General features: G+C 62.3%; 22 protein-coding genes and 1 pseudogene. 7 read left to right on the top strand and 16 right to left on the bottom strand.

Annotation, left to right across the window (positions count from 1 at the left end; translation table 11 throughout):
- Positions 1 to 38: 38 nt before the first annotated feature.
- Positions 39 to 470, bottom strand: coding sequence for a hypothetical protein (locus JQ609_RS22775; protein WP_212275035.1), 432 nt, complete (start codon positions 468 to 470; stop codon positions 39 to 41).
- Positions 471 to 502: 32 nt separating this feature from the next.
- On the opposite strand from JQ609_RS22775, the gene JQ609_RS22770 reads away from it, so the two are divergent.
- From JQ609_RS22770 to JQ609_RS22760, 3 genes are all read left to right on the top strand, one after another.
- Complete coding sequence (locus tag JQ609_RS22770; RefSeq protein WP_249128310.1) at positions 503 to 865, top strand: hypothetical protein; 363 nt, start codon at positions 503 to 505, stop codon at positions 863 to 865.
- A 114-nt stretch (positions 866 to 979) separates the two neighbouring features.
- The gene (locus JQ609_RS22765) at positions 980 to 1,273 is read left to right on the top strand and encodes a hypothetical protein (RefSeq protein ID WP_409363384.1); all 294 of its coding nucleotides are present in this window, start codon (positions 980 to 982) and stop codon (positions 1,271 to 1,273) included.
- Positions 1,274 to 1,464: 191 nt separating this feature from the next.
- Entirely contained in the window at positions 1,465 to 2,145 is a 681-nt protein-coding gene (locus JQ609_RS22760) for a ParA family protein (RefSeq protein WP_192736750.1), read from the top strand.
- 128 nt (positions 2,146 to 2,273) lie between these two features.
- On the opposite strand, the gene JQ609_RS35645 is transcribed toward JQ609_RS22760, so the two are convergent.
- From JQ609_RS35645 to trxB, 5 genes are all read right to left on the bottom strand, one after another.
- Positions 2,274 to 2,408 (bottom strand): hypothetical protein, encoded by a 135-nt coding sequence (locus JQ609_RS35645; protein ID WP_283813432.1) that lies wholly within the window; start codon positions 2,406 to 2,408, stop codon positions 2,274 to 2,276.
- Positions 2,409 to 2,539: 131 nt separating this feature from the next.
- On the bottom strand, positions 2,540 to 2,689 hold the full coding sequence (locus JQ609_RS22755) for a hypothetical protein (protein WP_212275034.1): 150 nt from the start codon (positions 2,687 to 2,689) through the stop codon (positions 2,540 to 2,542).
- A 381-nt stretch (positions 2,690 to 3,070) separates the two neighbouring features.
- Positions 3,071 to 3,991 carry a 4-hydroxy-tetrahydrodipicolinate synthase gene (gene dapA / locus JQ609_RS22750; RefSeq protein WP_212275033.1) on the bottom strand — a complete coding sequence of 307 codons (921 nt, stop codon included), beginning with the start codon at positions 3,989 to 3,991 and terminating at the stop codon, positions 3,071 to 3,073.
- A 704-nt stretch (positions 3,992 to 4,695) separates the two neighbouring features.
- Positions 4,696 to 5,589 (bottom strand): LysR family transcriptional regulator, encoded by an 894-nt coding sequence (locus JQ609_RS22745; protein ID WP_212032642.1) that lies wholly within the window; start codon positions 5,587 to 5,589, stop codon positions 4,696 to 4,698.
- Between the two features lie 32 nt (positions 5,590 to 5,621).
- The gene (gene trxB, locus JQ609_RS22740) at positions 5,622 to 6,587 is read right to left on the bottom strand and encodes a thioredoxin-disulfide reductase (protein ID WP_212207684.1); all 966 of its coding nucleotides are present in this window, start codon (positions 6,585 to 6,587) and stop codon (positions 5,622 to 5,624) included.
- A gap of 312 nt (positions 6,588 to 6,899) precedes the next feature.
- Between trxB and JQ609_RS22735 the strand changes: the two genes are divergently transcribed.
- A complete protein-coding gene (locus JQ609_RS22735) occupies positions 6,900 to 7,379 on the top strand; it encodes an Lrp/AsnC family transcriptional regulator (protein ID WP_192736745.1) in 480 nt (159 codons plus the stop codon).
- 129 nt (positions 7,380 to 7,508) lie between these two features.
- On the opposite strand, the gene JQ609_RS22730 is transcribed toward JQ609_RS22735, so the two are convergent.
- From JQ609_RS22730 to JQ609_RS22705, 6 genes and pseudogenes are all read right to left on the bottom strand, one after another.
- Positions 7,509 to 7,922 carry a DoxX family protein gene (locus JQ609_RS22730; protein ID WP_212207815.1) on the bottom strand — a complete coding sequence of 138 codons (414 nt, stop codon included), beginning with the start codon at positions 7,920 to 7,922 and terminating at the stop codon, positions 7,509 to 7,511.
- A gap of 214 nt (positions 7,923 to 8,136) precedes the next feature.
- Positions 8,137 to 8,415: a hypothetical protein gene (locus JQ609_RS22725; protein ID WP_212275032.1), complete on the bottom strand. Its 279-nt coding sequence runs from the start codon at positions 8,413 to 8,415 to the stop codon at positions 8,137 to 8,139.
- Positions 8,416 to 8,496: 81 nt separating this feature from the next.
- Positions 8,497 to 8,973: a transcription elongation factor GreA gene (gene greA, locus JQ609_RS22720; RefSeq protein ID WP_212207686.1), complete on the bottom strand. Its 477-nt coding sequence runs from the start codon at positions 8,971 to 8,973 to the stop codon at positions 8,497 to 8,499.
- Positions 8,974 to 9,194: 221 nt separating this feature from the next.
- Positions 9,195 to 12,659, bottom strand: a complete 3,465-nt coding sequence (gene carB / locus JQ609_RS22715; RefSeq protein ID WP_212207687.1) for a carbamoyl-phosphate synthase large subunit — start codon at positions 12,657 to 12,659, stop codon at positions 9,195 to 9,197.
- Between the two features lie 287 nt (positions 12,660 to 12,946).
- Positions 12,947 to 13,021: pseudogene (locus tag JQ609_RS22710) on the bottom strand.
- 58 nt (positions 13,022 to 13,079) lie between these two features.
- Positions 13,080 to 13,781: a class I SAM-dependent methyltransferase gene (locus JQ609_RS22705; protein ID WP_212275075.1), complete on the bottom strand. Its 702-nt coding sequence runs from the start codon at positions 13,779 to 13,781 to the stop codon at positions 13,080 to 13,082.
- Positions 13,782 to 13,905: 124 nt separating this feature from the next.
- On the opposite strand from JQ609_RS22705, the gene JQ609_RS22700 reads away from it, so the two are divergent.
- The gene (locus tag JQ609_RS22700) at positions 13,906 to 14,436 is read left to right on the top strand and encodes a Dps family protein (RefSeq protein ID WP_212275031.1); all 531 of its coding nucleotides are present in this window, start codon (positions 13,906 to 13,908) and stop codon (positions 14,434 to 14,436) included.
- Between the two features lie 163 nt (positions 14,437 to 14,599).
- On the opposite strand, the gene JQ609_RS22695 is transcribed toward JQ609_RS22700, so the two are convergent.
- From JQ609_RS22695 to carA, 4 genes are all read right to left on the bottom strand, one after another.
- Positions 14,600 to 15,697 (bottom strand): mandelate racemase/muconate lactonizing enzyme family protein, encoded by a 1,098-nt coding sequence (locus tag JQ609_RS22695; protein ID WP_212275030.1) that lies wholly within the window; start codon positions 15,695 to 15,697, stop codon positions 14,600 to 14,602.
- A 296-nt stretch (positions 15,698 to 15,993) separates the two neighbouring features.
- On the bottom strand, positions 15,994 to 16,521 hold the full coding sequence (locus JQ609_RS22690) for a hypothetical protein (protein WP_212275029.1): 528 nt from the start codon (positions 16,519 to 16,521) through the stop codon (positions 15,994 to 15,996).
- A 68-nt stretch (positions 16,522 to 16,589) separates the two neighbouring features.
- Entirely contained in the window at positions 16,590 to 17,084 is a 495-nt protein-coding gene (locus JQ609_RS22685; RefSeq protein WP_212275028.1) for a PaaI family thioesterase, read from the bottom strand.
- 171 nt (positions 17,085 to 17,255) lie between these two features.
- Entirely contained in the window at positions 17,256 to 18,446 is a 1,191-nt protein-coding gene (gene carA / locus JQ609_RS22680; RefSeq protein ID WP_212207692.1) for a glutamine-hydrolyzing carbamoyl-phosphate synthase small subunit, read from the bottom strand.
- Between the two features lie 222 nt (positions 18,447 to 18,668).
- Between carA and JQ609_RS22675 the strand changes: the two genes are divergently transcribed.
- Both JQ609_RS22675 and JQ609_RS22670 read left to right on the top strand, forming a co-directional pair.
- Complete coding sequence (locus JQ609_RS22675) at positions 18,669 to 19,370, top strand: alpha/beta fold hydrolase (protein WP_212275027.1); 702 nt, start codon at positions 18,669 to 18,671, stop codon at positions 19,368 to 19,370.
- Positions 19,371 to 19,428: 58 nt separating this feature from the next.
- Positions 19,429 to 19,884 (top strand): GatB/YqeY domain-containing protein, encoded by a 456-nt coding sequence (locus tag JQ609_RS22670; RefSeq protein ID WP_212275026.1) that lies wholly within the window; start codon positions 19,429 to 19,431, stop codon positions 19,882 to 19,884.
- Positions 19,885 to 20,066: the final 182 nt, after the last annotated feature.

Genomic DNA, 20,066 nt, shown 5'->3' with positions numbered 1-20,066 from the left:
GGCCGCAGCGCGTGTCCGGCCAATGATGCCTGACCGGATCAGACCGGCACGCCCTTCATCTGATGGCCGATCCAGCCGTACAGCCGCGATGCGGTCGCGGCGGCCAACACCGTCGCCAGCAGCTCGAGCGGGCTGTCGAACGCTATTCTGGCTGCGCTCCACCAACTGGGCAGATCGTCGAGGTCGCCGATCAGGCCGACCGCCAGGAGCCCGGCCAATACCGGCAGCAGCACAATAAAAAAGCTTTTCAGGATCAGCCAGCTTCGACCCTTGGTATCCGCCATCACATGGCGCAGCGAGGCACCGGGCGCGTCAACCGCGATCGCCGGAAAAAGAATAGCCAGCCGCACCAGGACGACGACGACGACGATCGCGGTTGCAATCCGGCCGGTGAAATCAGCGCTGGTCGCCGCACTTGTGCTGTGGCGTGTTGTCCACCCCTGCTTGCCAATCCCGGGCGGTTCACCCACAATTCGTGGAATCATTGCCTCGGGGGGAATTCATGGCGACTTTTCGGATCAGCAATTGCGGGTTTGGTTTGGTGCTGGCGACGGCGCTCGCATTTTCATCGCTGCCGGCTTTGGGGCAGAGCTACACCCCTGAACAGGAACAGGCCTGCACCAGCGACGCTTTCCGGCTTTGCAGTTCCGATATCCCCAATGTCGAGCGCGTCACGGCCTGCATGGTCGCCAAGAAGTCTCAGCTTTCGCCGCCTTGTCGGGCGCAATTCAGATCCGGTCCCGAACCGAGCCGGGCCGCTTCAGCGCCCGCCGGCAGGCCAATGGCGATCAAGCCGGCGGCCCCGCGCAAATCCGCGGCCAAGGCGCGTAAGCCCAAGAAACCGGCAAAACCAGCCCGGACCTGAGCGCGGCATGCCATTTCAAGCCCCCTTCGCGCGACAGACTGACACCTTGTGCCTCCGGCTGCGAGTCAACATCTCTTCAGCACGAGGAGAGATCAATTGAGCAAAGAATCGCAAATGGAGCTCGACCGGCATTTTGCCTGGTTCGAAGCCAAGCTGCCTGCCGGCCCGGCCAGATTCGTCGGCTGGCTGCGCAAGCCATCGTCGCGCTACGTCAGGATTCCGATCGCCATTCTGCTGATCTTCGGCGGCATTTTCAGCATCTTGCCGGTGCTCGGACTCTGGATGCTGCCGCTCGGACTCCTTTTGTTCGCGCAGGACGTCCCATTTCTGCAGACGCCGATGGCGAAGCTGCTCGGATGGATCGAGCGCAAATGGATCGAACGACAGCGCACAAAAAGCATGCGCTGAATCGATCAAGCCACTCTGGCGATTCCGTTTTTGCGATTCCGTCACCGATTGCGCGGTCGCACGCAGTGTGACTCAAAAAGCAACTTTATTGGCTAATCAGTGGCTTCTTCGCAATAAGCAGCAAATTTTTCTTTCACGAATCAGTGCGCTGATTCATTTTCGGCTTCTGGGGTCAATCTGGAGGCCAAGGTATGAACGTCATAGTTTTTGCTTCGCGTAAGGGGGGCTCGGGAAAAAGTACCCTGGCTGCTCACATTGCTGCGCACGTCCATAAGTCGACGAAACCCTGTTTGATGGTTGATGCTGATCCGCAGGGATCGCTTACTCTCTGGCACAAATTGCGTGGAACGAACGAGCCGCCGATCAAGGCCGCGGTAAATTCGGTCAGCGGAATTATCGCCGCCGCCAAGCGCGACGGTATCGAATGGGTGTTCATCGACACGCCGCCGAATTTGTCGGCCGTCGTCGACGACGCCATCAAGAACGCCACGATGGTGATCATTCCGGCGCGGCCCGGCGTGTTTGACGTCAATGCCGTGCAGGAAACCATTCAGACCTGCCGTGCAGCGCGCAAGCCCTACGCGGTCGTCATCAACGGTGCCCCCGCGAGCCGGGACGGCGTTGAAAGCCGGATCGTCACCATTGCGCGTGAAGCATTGATCAAGTTCCGTGCGCCGGTGTGGAGCGGCCAGATCACCAACCGTGCCGATCTGTTGCTGGCGCTCGGCAACGGCGAAGGCGCCCGCGAATATTATGCGGAAGGCCGGGCCGCTGCGGAAATCAGCCGGCTGTGGGCTGCGATCGAACGTTCGATCAAGGCCATCCGCGGCAACGCGTCGGCTTCCGGCGCCATGCACAAGCAAGCAGCGTAACAACGCCGCTTACGGACTTAAAAAGACGCGCGGGACTCCGCGCGTTTTTCTTTGTCTGCGTCATTGCGAGCCAACGGGCGCGCATTCGCGCGACCCGTTGGCTCGCAATGACGGCGGAAGCAGTCCGCTCACGCCACCATCAGCATATAAAATACGACGACCGGCGACATGGTCAGGATCACCGACCAGATGCCGACCGCCCAAAGAACGTCCTCGGTCGTAAAACCCTGTTGATCAGGGAGAGTATTGTTTTCGATTTCCACGACGCGCCCCCGCGTTTGTCCGTTGTGACGAGCTTGATACGCGACCGCTTTTAAAATCCCGGTCGCAATTTTGCTCGCATTTGACCGCAGGTGCTACCGCCGATTAACCACGGCAGCTCCTGCGTTTTCGTTCAAGCCATCAGCAGACGCCAGGTCGCAACCGGCGCGAAGCCGATCAGCGTCGCCCACAAGGCAAAGGACGAAACCAGCAAAACGTCCTGCACTCGCTGGACGCGTTCGCTGGTCGGAAATTTCCAATTGTCACTGGTGTGGTCGATCATTTGATGTCCCCCGTTTTCTCAATGAGGACATCAATACGCCCGAGATTTTAAAGTTGACGGCAATGCTTTGGACGATTTTGAAGCGCCGCCCTCACCAGCCGTTAACCAGCGTTCCGGAAGGCCGCGGCGTTTGCAAAGGTCACGCGGCGATCGGCGAGGCGACCGCGGGCGAATGCGGTTAACATTGCGCCAACGCGGTCAGGCAATTTTGCTGGCCGGCGTCCACGCCATTGGAAGATATTCTGGTCACCTTATGCGCCTCCGCATCATCCGAGCCGGTGTGGAGCGACAGAAAAGCCGTCGCCGCGGTCTTCCGCGTGCGGCGGCTTTTTTGTGCGCAACGCTCCCTATAAGCGGGAGGGACCCGGCTGCGACGCCTTGCTACGCCCGCCGCAACAGGGCCGGCGCGCGCCGTTCCCGCTCCGCATCGAGCCGCGCCGCGAGCTCCGCGCTGACTTCCACCATCGGCAGCCGGACCTCGGCACTGTCGATCAGCCCGCTCTGCGCCAGCCAGTATTTTGCAGGCGCCGGGCTGGGTTCGGCGAACAACAGCCGCGTCAGTTCGGAAATATTGTTCCAGCACGCCTGTGCGCCCTGGTGGTCGCCCTGCTGCATCAGCGTCCGCACCGAGGCGAACGCTTCGGTCTCCAGATGCGCCGACAACAGGATAGCGCCGTCGGCGCCGTCGACGAGCGCCTCGTGATAGTGCGCGTCCTCGCCGGTCAGCACGCGAAAGCCTTTCGGCCGCAGGGCCAGGAACTCGATCGACTGGGCGCGGTCGGCAGAGCAATCCTTGATGCCGACGATGTTGCGATGTGCGGCGAGCTGCAGCAGGGTCTCGTTGGAGAGATTGACCGCGGTCCGGTAGGGGATGTTGTAGAGCACGATCGGCCATGAGGCGTGATCGGCGAGCACCGTGAAATGCCGCAGCAGGCCGCGCTGCGACGGCCGCGTGTAATAGGGGCTGGCGATCAAATAGAAGTCGATCGGCCAGGCGGCGGTCTCGTCGAGCGTATCCAGCATCTTGCGCGTGCTGGCGCCGGACAGGCCGAGACAGATCGGGATATAGCGGCGGCTAGCCGAGATCTCGGCCCGGGTCACCGACACCAGCTGCTCGAGCTCGTGGAGGTCCAGCGTCATGCCCTCGCCCGAGGTGGCGGCGAGGATCAAGCCGTCGACCGGGCTATTGGCGTAGTGCCTGATCATGCGGCGCAGCGACGGCTCATCGAGTTCGCCGTTGCGAAACGGCGTAACGAGGGGCAGCCAGAGGCCCTGTAATCGGTCTTGTGGATCGGTAGACATGGTTCCATCTCCTTGAAGGCTATTGCCGGAGACGGGACACATGAAAAAACCCCGTCCAGACGGCGGGGTTTCGGGATCGGCTTGGCGGTTAATCTATCGCGCGCGTCGATCTCGGGTCCCCGGGTGGGGACCTTTTTTCGACGACAGAGCGGCGCACGAATTCGTGATCATGTGACGATGATGATGGCGCAACGGCGCGCTGTCAATCCGCGCACGCTCGATGACGTTTGTTTTACGGAAGAAGAAAAGATCTGGAGACGACGAAGGATCAGCTGAAATCATCTGCAGACGAAACGATCCGGAGAAGAAAAAAAGCCGGGCCCAAAAGAGCCCGGCTTAAGGTATTGGCCACGTGAGGCCGACACAATCACCTTCCAAGAGGGATTACTGAGCGCCCGCGCCACTGGAGGAGGGGGACATATGCGCGACACGATCGCTCAGCGTGTAAGCACTATGATCCCCATCTGCGGCTTGCGTAAACCGGTTAAGCCGCATGTCTGACATGCGGAGACCGGGGGCTTTATAAGAGCCGCTAATCGGGAAGGCGGGAAACGTCAGCCGCTGCGAAAGCGTTTTCGTGCGAAGCCCGTGCCGCACGTGATGCGGGATCGATACCGGCTCGCGTCAAGAAAACGCGTCAAAACAAGAATCTAGAGCTTCGGTTCTGATTCAATCAGAACCGAAATTCCAGTCAGACCGAAATGCTAGGAGGGCCAGCGCTGCGCCTTGCTCACAACGAAATCGCGGAACACCTGCACCCGCGCCACCGTCTTCAACTCTTCGGGATAGACGAAGTAGGTGTCGATCTGGATCGAGTCGGTCTCGCCGAACAGCTGCACCAGACGGTTGTTCTCCTCGACGAGGTAGTCGGGCAGGGCGGCGATGCCGAGCCCCTGCTGACAGGCCCTGACAAGACCAAGGATGTTGTTGACCTTGAAATAAGCCTCGCGCGGACCCGAGCCGTTGCGGCCGGCGTCGATCAGCCAGCTGCGGTTCTGCAGGTGCGGCGGCACCTGGGAATCGCCGAGCATGATGATGCGATGCGAGTCGAGGTCATCGAGGGTGCGCGGCGTGCCGAAGCGCTTGATGTATTCCGGCGAGCAATAGGCATGGAAGCCGATCGAGAACAGCTTGCGCTGGATCAGGTCCGGCTGGGTCGGCTTGCGGGTCCGGATCGCGACGTCGGCCTCGCGCATCGACAGATCGAGATCCTCGTCGGTCACGATCAGCGAGATGCGGATGTCCGGATAGAGGCTGGTGAACTCGTCGAGCCGCGGAATCAGCCAGTTGATGCCGAGCGCCGGCGGCGTGGTGATCTTGAGGTCGCCTGACGGCCGCTCGCGGCTGTCGGTGAGCTTGGCGCGCGCCGCCTGCAGCTGCATGAACACGTCATGCGCGGTGCGGAACAAGAGGTCGCCCTGTTCGGTGAGGATCAGCCCGCGCGCATGGCGATGGAACAGCGATACCGCAAGCTCCTGCTCCAGCGCCGAGACTTGCCGCGATACCGCCGATTGTGAAAGCCCGAGTTGCTCGCCGGCATGGGTGAAGCTGCCCGCTTCCGCCGCCGCGTGAAACACCTTCAGCTTGTCCCAATCCATGTCCGTGAATCCGTCCCGTGTTCGACGCGTAATCATTCTGCTGCCGCCCGATCACTCGCACGCAAGGCGAGAAAGCGCTCGGCCTCGAGGGCCGCCATACAGCCAAGGCCCGCGGCCGTGACCGCCTGCCGCCAGGTTTCGTCCGCGACGTCGCCGGCGGCGAACAGGCCGGGCACCGACGTCGCCGTCGAGTTCGGCGCCACCTCGACATAGCCGGAGGGTTTCAGTTTGACTTGGCCGGCGACGAGTTCGGTTGCCGGCGCGTGGCCGATGGCGATGAAGACGCCGTCCGCGGGCACCTCCGTCAGCGCGCCGCTCTTGACGTTTTTCAGGCGCACATGGGTGACCTTGCCCGGATTTTCGGTGCCGCAGATTTCGTCGATCGCACTGTCCCAGATCACCTTGATCTTCGGGTTCTTGAACAGGCGATCCTGCAGGATGCGCTCGGCGCGGAAATGATCGCGGCGATGCACGATGGTAACTTGCGAGGCGAAGTTGGTGAGGAACAGCGCTTCCTCGACCGCGGTGTTGCCGCCGCCGACCACCATGACTTCCTTGCCCCGATAGAAGAAGCCGTCGCAGGTCGCGCAGGCCGAGACGCCAAAGCCCTTGAACTTCTCTTCCGACGGCATGCCGAGCCAGCGCGCCTGGGCGCCGGTGGCAAGGATCACGGTTTCGGCGAGATAGACCTCGCCGCTGTCGCAGGTCAGACGGAACGGCCGCTGCGTGGTGTCGAGTTTGGTGACGAGATCGGTGACGAGCTTGGTGCCGACATGGGCCGCCTGTTTTTCCATCTGCTCCATCAGCCACGGACCCTGGATGACATCCGCAAAGCCCGGATAGTTTTCCACGTCGGTGGTGATGGTGAGCTGGCCGCCGGGCTGGATGCCCTGGATCAGCACCGGCTCAAGCATCGCCCGCGCGGCGTAGATCGCTGCGGTGTACCCGGCAGGGCCGGAACCGATAATGACGACCTTGGCATGGATAGGCGCGGGCATCGGCAGATTCCCTCTCTTTGGAGGATTTTGATGAGGACTTGTGCGAGGAAGCGCCGGGAAATGCGTCGCGCGGCGCTAAAAGTGTCAAATCCAAGTCTATGATATCTGGGTAGCCATGCAAGATTTGCAATTCAAATAAGCGAATTTTCCCCGGAACTGCGGTATTTTCTCCGGATTCACGCAAAATGGCGCAGTGCACGCGCAATAAAATTGCGCAATCGATGCCAGCTGCGCTAAGAGTGTTGCCTGCAAACACCTTCCCAAGCCAAACCAGCCCCAAAGAACCTAGGGAACCCAAAGGAACCGGACCGCGTGTCGAAGAATCTCGACGAGATCGACCTTAGAATTCTTTCCGAAATCCAGGCCGATGGCCGAATCACCAACGTCGAACTGGCCAAACGGGTCGGCATCTCGCCGCCGCCTTGCCTGCGCCGGGTCAGGACGCTGGAGGAAGAGGGCTACATCCAGGGCTACCGCGGCATGCTGGATCCGCGCCGGCTCGGCTTCGACGTCACCGTGTTTGCCTCCGTGCACCTGTCGAGCCAGGCCGAAGCCGACTTGCGCGCCTTCGAGGAATTTGTCCGCGCCGAGCCGCTGGTGCGCGAATGCTGGATGCTGTCGGGGGAGGTGGATTTCATCCTGAAATGCGTGGCGCCCGACATGGCGACGTTCCAGGATTTCGTCACCCATCTGACGTCGGCGCCCCATGTGCGCAATGTCAGGACGTCGCTGGTGCTGCACAATTCCAAATACGAGGCGGCGGTGCCGCTCGATTTGAAGGTGACGGGATAACGCTGCGCGCTATCCCGTCATTCCGGAGCGATGCGGAGCATCGAACCTCAGATGCGCAATTGCGCACCTGCGGTCTGGTCCTGCGGACCATCCCGGAATGACGGTATTAGCAAAAGTGCCGTTTGCTCCTCAGCTCTTCTTCCGCATGGCGTCGACGCTGATCGGTCCACCGCCGGCGGTCGACAGATAGAGGCAGGCGAAACAGAACAGGATCGCGAGCGTGCCGCCGTTGATGAGCGGATAAAAGCCCTTCGGCGCGTGACCCATGAAATAAGCAAAGGCCATCTCGCCGGCAAGAATGAAGGCGACGGGCCGTGTGAACAGTCCGAGCAGCAAGAGAGCGCCCAGAATCAACTCAATCGCACCGGCGGCTCCGGATAGCGACATCAACTCCACCTTGTTGAGAAAGGCGTAAGGATTACCCTGCGGAATTGTCGGAAACTTCAGAATCTTCGCGACGCCGAATTGAAACAGCAGCAGGCCGGTGATGAAGCGAAACAGGCTCAGTGCTGGCGGCTGGAATTTCGAAAGCAGCTTATCGATTGCGTCCATGTTGTCCCCCAAGTTGGATCGAGTTCCACTTGGTATCGCGTCGCGGCCTTAAGGAAAAGCGCGCGGCGGCCGGATTCCGATGACGTTTTGGCGAGCAGCACGGGATTCTACGGGAGTGCTGACTGTTTGCCACACCGCTGTGCCGGTTACCTCGAGGTGACTTTGCGGCACTGTGCCACCAGCGCAGAAACGCCGAGCACTGGAATCACTGCGTGCCGAGGCAGCGGATGGCTTTGGGCTGACAGGCAATGCCGATGTTGGAGCAGGTCGCGGGCTCATTCTTGGCGCCGCGCGCGCAGTTGACGCAGTCGTCGGTCCAGCGGCTGCAGTTCGGCGGACCGGATTGCATCGAAAAATTGCCGGCGTCTTTGGGCGCTTTGCGCGGCGGAATCGCGAGCTCAGTCGCAGCCGAGATGTTGCATCCGGTGATCACGATCGTCAGTGCGAAAGCAAGGCACGCAACGAGATCGTGATCTGGCCGCATGCCGTCTTCCTCAAGGCGATGAACGCATCTCCCGGCCCCGGACCGGCGGGCAGTGCCCGCCGGGGCAAACCTGGCTCCAGCCTAGCGCCACTCGACCTTGGTGATCTCGTAGGCCTTGGCGCCGCCGGGCGCCATGACCTCGACGGTCGTGCCCTTCTTCTTGCCGATCAACGCGCGGGCCAGCGGCGAGGTGATGGAGATGCGGCCCTTCTTGGCATCGGCCTCCGGCTCGCCGACGATCTGCCACACCGCTTTCTTTTCGGTATCCTCGTCGACCAGCGTGACGGTGGCGCCGAACATGATGGTGTCGCCGGAGAGCTTCGAAATATCGATGATGTCGGCGCGCGCGAGCTTGTCTTCGATCTCGGCGATGCGGCCTTCATTATGCGACTGCTCTTCCTTGGCGGCGTGATATTCCGCGTTCTCCGAAAGGTCGCCATGCGAGCGCGCCTCGGCGATGTGCTCGATGATGCGCGGCCGGTCCACCGACTGGCGCTGCTTCAACTCGACCTCAAGCGCGGCATAGCCGCCGGCGGTCATCGGAACCTTTTCCATCATCTCTTCCGTCCTTCGCCCGTGCGAGCCGCTCCTTGAGAAGTTGCGCGCACGAAGCAGTCTTTCGATTTCGATTCGGAGCCATTCGGGCTCGAAACGCGAGCCCGCCAGCCTATTAATTTTCGGCCCCGTCAGGGGCCGATACAACTTCCAAACGAGCGGTGGGTTCCAGCCATATGGCTTTGTTGCCAATCGTTTAGCGGGCAATTTGGCCCGGCGAACGATCAGTTTTCGGAAAAGTAACTCTGCAGCGTGCGGACCTCAAGGTCTCCGCCCAGATAGGCGCGGATGCCCTGTGCGGCCGCCACAGCACCCGAAAGAGTGGTGTAATATGGCACTTTATGCAAGAGGGCAGCCCGTCGCAACGAACGGCTGTCGGCCAGCGCCTGCGGCCCCTCGGTGGTGTTGAAGACGAGCTGGATGTCGCCATTGGTGATCGCGTCGACGATATGCGGCCGGCCCTCCAGCACCTTGTTCACTTTTTCGGTCGGCACGCCCGAATCGGTGAGGAAGCGCTGGGTGCCCGATGTGGCCATCACTCTGAAGCCGAGCGAGTGCAGCAGCCGCACGGCGTCCGCGATGCGAGTCTTGTCGCTCTCGCGCACCGAAACGAACACGGTGCCCTTGCGTGGCACGCGGGTGCCGCCGCCGAGCTGGCTCTTGGCGAAGGCGACCTCGAACGAACGGTCGATGCCCATCACTTCGCCGGTCGAGCGCATCTCCGGACCGAGCACGGTATCGACACCGGGGAAGCGCGCGAACGGGAATACCGATTCCTTGACGCCGACATGGCCGAGCTTGCGCTTCTTCAGATTGAAGTCCGCGAGCTTCTCGCCGGCCATGATCCTTGCCGCGATCTTCGCCACCGGCGTGCCGACCACCTTGGCGACGAACGGCACGGTGCGCGACGCCCGCGGGTTGACCTCGAGCACGTAGATGTCGCCGTCCTTGATGGCGTATTGCACGTTCATCAGGCCGACCACGTCGAGGCCGAGCGCGAGTTCGCGGGTCTGCCGTTCGAGCTCGGTGATCATCGCACCATCCAGCGAATGCGGCGGCAGCGAACAGGCGGAATCGCCGGAGTGAATGCCGGCTTCCTCGATATGCTCCATGATTCCGACGACGAACGTGTCCTTGCCATCGCACAGGCAGTCGACGTCGATCTCGGTGGCGTCGGAAAGATAGCGGTCGAACAGTAGCGGGTTCTTGCCGAGCACGGTGTTGATCTGCCCGGTCTTGTCGTTGGGATAGCGCGCCTTGACGTCGGCCGGCACCAGCTCGGGCAGCGTGCCGAGCAGATAATTGTTGAGCTGCTCCTCCTCGCGGATGATCTGCATCGCGCGGCCGCCCAGCACATAGGACGGACGCACCACCAGCGGCAGGCCCAGATCGGCCGCCACCAGCCGCGCCTGCTCGACCGAATAGGCGATGCCGTTCTTGGGCTGCTTTAACCTTAGCTTGTCGAGCACGCGCTTGAAGCGGTCGCGGTCTTCGGCAAGGTCGATGGCGTCGGGCGAGGTGCCGAGGATTGGCACGTCGGCGGCTTCCAGCGCGCGCGCCAGTTTCAGCGGGGTCTGGCCGCCGAACTGCACGATCACGCCGTGCAGCGTGCCGTTGGTCCGTTCGGTGGCGATGATTTCCAGCACGTCCTCGGCGGTGAGCGGTTCGAAATAGAGCCGGTCCGCGGTGTCGTAGTCGGTCGACACGGTTTCCGGATTGCAGTTGACCATGATGGTCTCGTAGCCGGCGTCATGCAGCGCAAAGCAGGCGTGGCAGCAGCAATAGTCGAACTCGATGCCCTGGCCGATCCGGTTCGGCCCGCCGCCGAGGATGATGACCTTCTTCTTGTCGGACGGCGCGCTCTCGTCGGCAAGATTTCCGGCAAAAGGCGATTCATAGGTTGAATACATATAAGCAGTCGGCGAGGCGAACTCCGCCGCGCAGGTGTCGATGCGCTTGAACACCGGGCGAACCCCGAGCGCGTGGCGTTTGGCGGTCACGTCGGCCTCGGTGGCTTCTGCAAGCACGGCGAGCCGCGCGTCGGAAAAGCCCATCGCTTTCAGCGTCCGCATGCCGAACGCGTTGCCGGGCAGGCCGTTCGCCTTGATCTTGGCTTCCATGTCGACGATGCCGCGCATCTCGGCGAGGAACCAGGGATCGATCTTGCAGGAATTGAAGATCTCTTCATTGGACCAGCCGAGCCGCATCGCCTGGGCTACCTGCAGGATGCGGTTGGGCGTCGGCGTGCCCAACGCGGCGCGGACCGCGTTCTTGTCGTCGCCGCGGCCGAGGTCCTCGATCTCGATTTCATCGAGGCCGGTGAGCCCGGTCTCGAGCCCGCGCAGCGCCTTCTGCAGGCTCTCCTGGAAGGTGCGGCCGATCGCCATCACTTCGCCGACCGACTTCATCGACGTGGTCAAGGTGTGGGAGGCGCCGGGGAATTTCTCGAACGCAAAGCGCGGTATCTTGACGACGACGTAGTCGATGGTCGGCTCGAACGAGGCCGGCGTGGCGCCGCCGGTGATGTCGTTGGCGATCTCGTCCAGCGTATAGCCGACCGCGAGCTTGGCCGCGACCTTTGCAATCGGAAAGCCGGTCGCCTTCGACGCAAGGGCAGAAGAGCGCGACACGCGCGGGTTCATTTCGATCACGACCATGCGGCCGTCGGCCGGGTTGATGCCGAACTGCACGTTGGAGCCGCCGGTCTCGACCCCGATCTCGCGCAGCACCGCCAGCGAGGCGTCGCGCATGATCTGGTATTCCTTGTCGGTCAGCGTCAGGGCCGGCGCGATGGTGATGGAATCGCCGGTATGCACGCCCATCGGATCGAGGTTCTCGATCGAGCAGATGATGATGCAATTGTCCTTTTTATCGCGCACCACCTCCATCTCGTACTCTTTCCAGCCGAGCACGCTTTCCTCGATCAGCACCTCGTTGGTCGGAGAGGCGTCGAGCCCGCGCTCGATGATGTCGAGGAACTCTTCCTTGTTGTAGGCAATGCCGCCGCCGGTGCCGCCCATGGTGAAGGAGGGGCGGATAATCGCAGGCAAACCGATTTCGGACAGCGCCATCAGCGCCTCGCCGAACGCGTGCTCCTGATAGCGCTTGCGGCGTTCGTTCTCGCCAAGCGTCCATTGCCGCTCGAGTTCTTCCAGCGCATCGCCCGACAGTTTCTCTCGCTCGGCGAGGTATTTGTCGCGGTAGGACTTCTTCAGCGCCGAGGCGTTGGCCAGCCGCGATTTTGGCGTCTCCAGACCGATCTTGGTCATGGCCTCGCGAAACAGCTGGCGGTCCTCGGCCTTGTCGATGGCGTCAGCGGTGGCGCCGATCATTTCGACGTCGAACTTGTCGAGTGTGCCCTGACGGCGGAGCGACAGCGCGCAATTCAGCGCGGTCTGGCCGCCCATGGTCGGCAGCAGTGCAAAGCCGCCGGGAATGACGTGGCGTTCTTTTTCGATGATCTTGCCGACGATTTCCGGCGTGATTGGCTCGATATAGGTGGCATCGGCCAGTTCCGGGTCGGTCATGATCGTCGCCGGATTGGAATTGACCAGGACGACCCGGTAGCCCTCTTCCTTTAGCGCCTTCACCGCCTGGGTGCCTGAATAGTCGAATTCGCAGGCCTGGCCGATCACGATGGGGCCGGCGCCGATGATCAGGATGGTGGAGATGTCGGTTCTTTTGGGCATCAGGTCTCGCGGACTGGAATTTGGGCACAAAAAAAGGGCGCGCATGCTGCGCGTCCCCTAAGCCAAGAGCGCGGGTTACCCTCGCGCGCGGGTGGTCTTTAGACCAGATTCCGCACCCGCGAAACCCCCAAAAGCGGGCCATCAACCGGCAAATTGGCTATTTTGGGCTGCGGCTTGGTGAGTTGGGAAAGGCTGGCCGAGGCCCGACTTCGTCCTTCGGGCTACGTCGCGGCAGCCTTCGCTGCGACGGGGCTTGCCGAGCCGTAGCTTGCGCAGCAAGCGAAGGCTGGAGGCCCGGCCTGGACTTGAACCAGGATAAGAACGTTGCATCGTTCTCGCGTTGTCGCTTCCGCCACCGGGCCAAGGCGATCATTACCGATCACGGGCGGGTGAGCTACGTTTACCTTTTATTAACCCTAACTAGCGCACCGATGGGTGGTGGGCGATGAAGGTCATCCTCCAGGGGTTGTGGCCGATATTTGTCTGCGCGCGCGAAGCGGCGAAGCCGGCCCGCGTCAGCTTGGCGATCATCTCGCTTTCGCTGTAGCGTTGCAGGCCGACGCGGGTGCGCAATTGCCGGTAGTCCGACAGCGCGGTCGAGGCGAGGCCGTAGAGCGCGTCCGTCAGGAAGCCGTGGGCGCTTGCGAATTTCAACAGCGCCAGCACGTCTCGCCCCATGCCGACCTCGGGCCGCAGGATATCGCCCAGCACCAGCCGCCCGCTCGGCTTCAACAGCCGGCGAACGACCGCGAATGCGGAATCCAGCTCTTGCTGCGTCATGTATTGCGCCACCGAGTTCATGACGACGAGATCGACCGAGTGCGCGTCCATACTCCGGAGCTCATCCAGCGAACGGACGCGGATCTTGGTGTTCGGCGCAAAGCGCGCGATCAGCCGGCCGCGCACGCCGGGGGCGGGTTCGGCGAGATAGAGTTTTGCGCAGGCGTCCGCCACCTTGGCCGCCGACAGCGCCTCGCCGCAGGCATAGTCCAGCACCACGGCGTCAGGGGATGAGATGTAGCCGATGATGTCGCGCGCGATGATCTGGAAATGCAGGTCCCGGTGCAGTTTGCTCGCATAGATCGTATGCGTGGAATCGTAATAGTCGATCCATTCGTCCATCGGGGCTGCGTCCGGCAAAACAGGGGTTTCCGGCAAGGAACCGCCGGGAAAGTGATGCGTTAGGGTGTTCGGCGGCCAATGTCCAATGCCACCGCTGTCCGGTTTCCTAACAGGAAGGTTCAACGTGAGCAAAGCCAACAAATCCGAAAAAGTGTCCCCCGATCTCGATACGCCGACCGATCTGCCGCAGGCCGCGGTGGACAAGATTTCGGCGTCACTCAACGTGCTGCTGGCCGACGCCTTCGCACTCTACATGAAGACCAAGAATTTCCACTGGCACGTCTCCGGCCGGCATTTTCGCGACTACCATCTGATGCTGGACGAGCAGGCGGAGGCGATCTTCGGTACCACCGACCAGCTCGCCGAGCGGGTGCGCAAGCTTGGCGGCGTCACGCTGCGTTCGATCGGGCAGATCGCAAAGCTGCAGACCATTCAGGACAACAACGAGGCTTACGTCCCGCCGCGCGAAATGCTGCGCGAATTGATGGAGGACAACAAGCACATGGCCGCCGCCATGCGCAAAGCCCACAAGCTTTGCGACGACCACGAAGATACCGGCACCGCGCAGTTGCTCGAATTGTTCGTCGACGAGACCGAGCGCCGCACCTGGTTCCTGTTCGAAGCCAGCCGTCAGGAAAGCGCCAACGCGGCGTGAGATTGCTTCTTCCCCTTCTCCCCTTGTGGGAGAAGGTGGCGCGAAGCGCCGGATGAGGGGTTCTCTCCTCACGATAAATCTTACGGTGTGGATAGAACCCCTCATCCGTCGCGCTTCGCGCGCCACCTTCTCCCACAAGGGGAGAAGGGAAAAGAGTATGCCGCTAAATCCTGTGCTTCAGCACCTCTTCCTTGAACTGCAGCCCATGTCCCGGCCGCTCCGGCGCGGTGATCATGCCGTTGGCAATTTGCGGCGGATCGACCCAGAGGTCGTCGATCAGCCCCATGTTCTCGCACCAGATGCCGTTCGGGATCGAGGCCAGGAGGTGCACGTTGAGTTCGGGAAACAGATGCGGCGCGATGGTGATGCCCCAGGTGTCTGCAAGGGATGCGATCTTGCGCAGGTCCGTCATGCCGCCGCGCATCGGGTCGGGCTGCAGGATCGGCAGGCAGGGATTGATAAAGAACGGCCTTAGATCGTAGCGCGTGAAATGGGTCTCGCCGCCGACGACGCGCATGTCGAGCGCTGCGGCAATGCGCTGGTAGCCGGCGAAATCGTCGGCCGGCACTGGCTCCTCGAGCCAGTAGATATCGTACTTTTCGAATTTGCGTCCCATCTCGATCGCGACGTCGGCGCTCCAGCCCATATTGACGTCGATCATGATGTCGATGTCGGGCCCGAGCGCCTCGCGCATGCGGCGTACATTATCGAGGTCCTGCGCGGGCGTGTGCACATGCGCGACCTGCATCTTGATCGCCTTGTAGCCCTGCTTCACGAAGTGCAGCGCCTTCTCGATCATGCCGTCGCCGCCGGCGCCGCGGAAGCAGCCCGAGCCGTAGATCGGGATTTCAGAGCGATAATGGCCCCACAACCGGTGCAGCGGCAGGCCGGCGCGCTTGCCGACCGCGTCCCACAGCGCGATGTCGATCGCCGACATCGCCATCGCGGCGATGCCGCCGCGGCCATAGGTCATCGTCGCCGTCCACAGATCGCGCCAGATCGCCTCGATCGCGGTGGCGTCCTTGCCCTTCACGCGCGGGATGATGCACTCGTCGAGGCAGGCCGCGATCGACTGCATGCCCGGGCGGAACACGAACAGATAGCCCATGCCGGTGACGCCGCCTGCGGTCTCGACTTCGCAGATCAGGATGTCGCGCGTCGGGCCCAGCGCGTGTCCCTTGAGCGAGGGATCGTCGGCCCAGGGCAGGCGCAGCATCGTCACGGTGATGTCGCGGATGGTCATGTCTGGGTTGGCTGTCATTGGACGTTTCCCTGTGCGGGCCGGATCACGTTGGCCTGATCTCGGACAGGGAAAGTCAATCACATAACGGCGGCGCTGATCCAGCGCTGCGCGTCATGCCTCCAATGCGGGGACCTTATTTTGTCGCCCTCTCCCCTTGTGGGATCGAGACGAGCGAAGCTCGCTCTTGGGGTGGCTTCGCGAAGCGAAGACGGGTGAGGGGTTCTCTCCTCGCGGCAAGATTTCCAGATGCGGATAGAAACCCCTCATCCGGCGCTTCGCGCCACCTTCTCCACAAGGGGAGAAGGAAGGAAGTGTCAGCCGCGCTTCCATAGTTTTACAAGCGGTCCATTCGTCCCCATCACCGGATCGGACTTCGGCAGCTTCACTTCCGGAATCGTCTTCAACGCCTTGGCGTGATTCTCCGGCGTCGCGCGCGTGATTTCGGCCGGCGGTCCCGGTGGATAGGCGCCGACGACGGAGAAATCAGCGCTCGACGACAGGCATTGATGGCCGGTGCCGGCGGGCAGGATCGCGACGTCACCGGCCGCGATCGCAAGGTCCGTGCCATTGTCGCCGCCGAACCGAACGACGGCGTTGCCACGGGCGACGCCGAGCACTTCGTGCACGGTGGCGTGGTAGTGCAGATAATCATAGACGCCGTTGCGCCACATCGCGCCCCAGCCATTGGCGCCGAACAGGCCCTCGATGGTCTTTTCGGGATGATCGTTGTCGACGTCGATCGCGCGCTTGTAGACCAGGAACGGCATCTTGCTGTTCGGCACCAGGCCGTCATCGACGAAGTCGAAGGTGAGGGGCTGAAGGTCTTCGCTGACCACGGACATGATCGTTCTCCCGCGTACAAACCATACGTCGGGATTCAACCGCTGTCAGGGCCTCGCGTTCCCTTGGCTCATGCTTTCGGGATTTCAAACACCAGACAGGTCGTGGTGGCGTGGGCGAGCAGGCGGCCCTTGGAATCGGTGATGCGCGCTTCCGCGGTAGCGGCGCGGCGGCCGACGCTGAGCGTGCGGCCCTCCGACTTCACAGGGCCGGTGTCCTTGGTCATGCCCTTGATGAAGGAAATCTTGAATTCCAGCGTGGTGTAGCCGGTGCCGGCCGGCAGCGTGGTGTGGACGGCGAGCCCCATCGCGGAATCCAGCAGGATCGCGGCGTAGCCGCCATGCACCGAGCCGATCGGGTTGTAGTGCCGGAAGCCCGGCACGCTGTGAAAGGTCACGACGCCGTTCTCGGCGGTGGAATCGAACGGCTCGACATTCTCCATGATCGGCGGCGCCGGCAGCTTGCCCTCGAAGATCGCGCGGACGAATTCGAGGCCCGTCATTGACGCCATCACGCTGGTCGGCGTCACGCCGTATTCGACCTTGGGGGCGGGGGCGGTGTCCATGAGGAGGTTCCTGTTTAATATTACCGACATCATACTAAGACTTTAGACGGCAATCCAGTGACAGATTGTCATATGCGGACGACAGATTGTCATGCCCGGACTTGATCCGGGCATCCATCAATCTTCAAAGTGGATGGATTGCCGGGTCAAGCCCGGCAATGACGGTGGCGCTTACGCCCGCTTGTTCGCCCGCATCAGATCCGCGAACCGCTTGAAGAGGTAATGCGAATCCCGCGGCCCGGGCGAGGCTTCCGGGTGGTACTGCACGGAAAATACCGGCTTGCCGTCGAGCTGGATGCCGCAATTGGAGCCGTCGAACAGCGAGATGTGGGTCTGCGTGGCGCCCTTGGGCAGCGTGTCCTGGTCCACCGCAAAGCCGTGGTTCATGGACGTGATTTCCACCTTGCCGGTGGTCTCGTCCTTGACCGGATGATTGGCGCCGTGATGGCCCTGATGCATCTTCTTGGTCCTGGCGCCGACGGCGAGGCCCAGCATCTGGTGGCCGAGACAGATGCCGAAGGTCGGCGTGCCCGAATCGATCACCTGCTTGATCACTGGCACCGCGTATTTGCCGGTCTCGGCGGGATCGCCGGGGCCGTTACTGAGAAACACGCCGTCCGGCTTCATTGCCAAAATGTCTTCGGCTGATGTCGTCGCCGGCACCACGGTGATCTTGCATCCCTCGCCGGCGAGCAGCCGCAGGATGTTGCGCTTGATGCCGTAGTCGATCGCGACCACGTTGAATTCGGGCGCGGTCTGGCGGCCAAAGCCCTTTTCCCAGCCCCACGGCGTCTCGTCCCAGGTGAAGCGCTGGGCGGAAGTCACCATCGGCACCAGGTCCATGCCTTCGAGGCCGGGCCATTCGCGCGCCTCTTCCTTGAGGCCGTGCAGGTCGAACTTGCCGTCCTTGGCGTGCGCGATCACAGCATTCGGCATGCCCTTGGAGCGGATCAGCGCGGTCAGCGCACGGGTGTCGATGCCGGAAAGGCCGATGATGCCGCGCGCCCTCAGCCATCCGTCGAGATGTTTCGCCGAGCGGTAGTTCGAGGGATCTGATATGGCGGAGCGCAGGATCACGCCGCGCGCGCCCGGCGTCGCCGCCATGTTCACCGTCTCGATATCCTCGTCGTTGGTGCCGACGTTGCCGATATGCGGGAAGGTGAAGGTGATGAGCTGCCCGGCATAGGAGGGATCGGTGAGGATCTCCTCATAACCGGTCATCGCGGTGTTGAAGCAGACTTCGCCGACCGCCTGGCCTTCCGCGCCGAGGCCAAAGCCTTCCAGCACGGTGCCATCGGCGAGCACGAGGAGCGCGGTCGGTTTGAGGTCCGGCCAGGCTGACGAGTTTTCAGGGATTGTCATGAGCGCATTACATAGTCGGCGTACCCCGCCGCGTGAACCCCCAAAAACGCGGATTCACACGCGTTTCACTGCATATTTGACAGGCTGTGCCACCAGCCTAATCTGGAGTTCCCATTTCATAGCGTTTTCGAGCGAAGTGGACGCCGGTTCGCGTCAAGAAAACGCGTCAAAACAAGAAGCTAGGGCCGCTTTTCACCCCAAGGCGCCCAATCAGGAGTCCGCATGGACAATACGATGCCGATCCTGCTCGTTCCGGGTCTTGCGTGCTCGCCGCGGCTCTTTGGCCCCGTGGTGCCGGCCCTCTGGCAGTTGGGGCCGGTGACAGTCGCCAATCACAAGCGCGACGACAATATGGGCGCCATCGCCCGGCGGATCCTGGCCGAAGCGCCGCCGCGCTTTGCGCTCGCCGGGCATTCCATGGGCGGCTACATCGCCTTCGAGATCATGCGACAGGCCCCCGAGCGGGTGGCGAAGCTGGCGCTGATCAGCACCCAGGCGCGGCCCGACACCGGCGAAGCGACGACGCGCCGCCAGGGCATGATTGCCCGCGCCAAAGGCGGCGAATACCGCGCCGTGCTCGACGAGCTGTTTCCCGGCTTCGTGCACCCGTCGCGGCAGGGCGATGCCGCGCTACGCCAGCTGGTCCAAGACATGGGCGACGATATCGGGCCGGAAGGGTTCGTCCGCCAGCAGACCGCCGTGATCGGGCGGCCGGATTCGCGCCCCACGCTGGCGTGGATCAGGTGCCCGACGCTGGTGCTGACCGGCGACCAGGACAACACCATCCCGAACTCGCTCTCGATGGAGATGGCGAGCGGCATTCCCGGGGCCAAACTGGTGGTGCTGGCCAATTGCGGTCACCTGCCACAGGTGGAAGCGCCGCAGGAGACCGCCGACGCGCTGACGGAATGGCTTCGGGGCTAGGTTGTTTCGAGAGCGCGAACAGCCTAGATCAGGGCTCTGATAGCCGAAGGATACGAACATGCTGCGCGACGACATCAACAATGCGGTCAAGGACGCGATGCGGGCCAAGGACGAGCGCAAGCTGTCCACGCTGCGCATGGTCAATTCGACGATCAAGAACGCCGACATCGCCGCACGCGGGGAGGGCAAGCCGCCGCTCAGCGATGCCGACCTGCTCGGCGTGTTCCAGAAGATGATCAAGCAGCGCCAGGAATCCGTCGAACTCTACGACAAGGGCGGCCGCGCCGAACTCGCCGCGCAGGAGCGCGAGGAGATCGCGGTGATCGCCGCTTATTTGCCGAAGCAGATGTCGGAAGATGATGTGAAGGCGGCGATATCGGCCGCGGTCACTGAAACCGGCGCCGCCGGGATCAAGGACATGGGCAAGGTAATCACGGTGCTGAAGGCGAAATACGCCGGCCAGATGGATTTTGGCAAAGCCAGCGGATTGGTGAAGGCCGCGCTCGCGGGATGAGTGGATATCTCATTGGATGTCGTCCCGGCGAAGGCCGGGACCCATAGCCACCGGCGGTAATTGTTTTTACGCGCTGGTGGTTGTCTTTCTTCTCCAACAACCCCTGCCGCGGAGTGATGGTGTGGACGGCCCCCTACGGCATCAGTTGTGCCAGAATGAGGTTGTTGAGATCTCAGACAAGG

This window comes from Bradyrhizobium sp. AUGA SZCCT0169 (assembly GCF_018130085.1).
Taxonomy (GTDB): domain Bacteria; phylum Pseudomonadota; class Alphaproteobacteria; order Rhizobiales; family Xanthobacteraceae; genus Bradyrhizobium.
Note: the sequence above shows the minus strand (reverse complement) of the source record. Positions and strands in the feature narration are given on the sequence as shown.

What these genes read in the sequence shown, in the direction of transcription:
- greA (WP_212207686.1), bottom strand. Translation starts at nt 8,973, where the DNA reads ATGATGGAAAAGGTTCCGATGACCGCCGGCGGCTATGCCGCGCTTGAG.
- JQ609_RS22685 (WP_212275028.1), bottom strand. Translation starts at nt 17,084, where the DNA reads ATGGACACCGCCCCCGCCCCCAAGGTCGAATACGGCGTGACGCCGACC.
- JQ609_RS22690 (WP_212275029.1), bottom strand. Translation starts at nt 16,521, where the DNA reads ATGTCCGTGGTCAGCGAAGACCTTCAGCCCCTCACCTTCGACTTCGTC.
- JQ609_RS22755 (WP_212275034.1), bottom strand. Translation starts at nt 2,689, where the DNA reads ATGATCGACCACACCAGTGACAATTGGAAATTTCCGACCAGCGAACGC.
- JQ609_RS22675 (WP_212275027.1), top strand. Translation starts at nt 18,669, where the DNA reads ATGGACAATACGATGCCGATCCTGCTCGTTCCGGGTCTTGCGTGCTCG.
- JQ609_RS22695 (WP_212275030.1), bottom strand. Translation starts at nt 15,697, where the DNA reads ATGACAGCCAACCCAGACATGACCATCCGCGACATCACCGTGACGATG.
- JQ609_RS22725 (WP_212275032.1), bottom strand. Translation starts at nt 8,415, where the DNA reads ATGCGGCCAGATCACGATCTCGTTGCGTGCCTTGCTTTCGCACTGACG.
- JQ609_RS22745 (WP_212032642.1), bottom strand. Translation starts at nt 5,589, where the DNA reads ATGGATTGGGACAAGCTGAAGGTGTTTCACGCGGCGGCGGAAGCGGGC.
- carB (WP_212207687.1), bottom strand. Translation starts at nt 12,659, where the DNA reads ATGCCCAAAAGAACCGACATCTCCACCATCCTGATCATCGGCGCCGGC.
- JQ609_RS22760 (WP_192736750.1), top strand. Translation starts at nt 1,465, where the DNA reads ATGAACGTCATAGTTTTTGCTTCGCGTAAGGGGGGCTCGGGAAAAAGT.
- JQ609_RS22705 (WP_212275075.1), bottom strand. Translation starts at nt 13,781, where the DNA reads ATGGACGAATGGATCGACTATTACGATTCCACGCATACGATCTATGCG.
- JQ609_RS22765 (WP_409363384.1), top strand. Translation starts at nt 980, where the DNA reads ATGGAGCTCGACCGGCATTTTGCCTGGTTCGAAGCCAAGCTGCCTGCC.
- carA (WP_212207692.1), bottom strand. Translation starts at nt 18,446, where the DNA reads ATGACAATCCCTGAAAACTCGTCAGCCTGGCCGGACCTCAAACCGACC.
- dapA (WP_212275033.1), bottom strand. Translation starts at nt 3,991, where the DNA reads ATGTCTACCGATCCACAAGACCGATTACAGGGCCTCTGGCTGCCCCTC.
- JQ609_RS22770 (WP_249128310.1), top strand. Translation starts at nt 503, where the DNA reads ATGGCGACTTTTCGGATCAGCAATTGCGGGTTTGGTTTGGTGCTGGCG.
- JQ609_RS22670 (WP_212275026.1), top strand. Translation starts at nt 19,429, where the DNA reads ATGCTGCGCGACGACATCAACAATGCGGTCAAGGACGCGATGCGGGCC.
- trxB (WP_212207684.1), bottom strand. Translation starts at nt 6,587, where the DNA reads ATGCCCGCGCCTATCCATGCCAAGGTCGTCATTATCGGTTCCGGCCCT.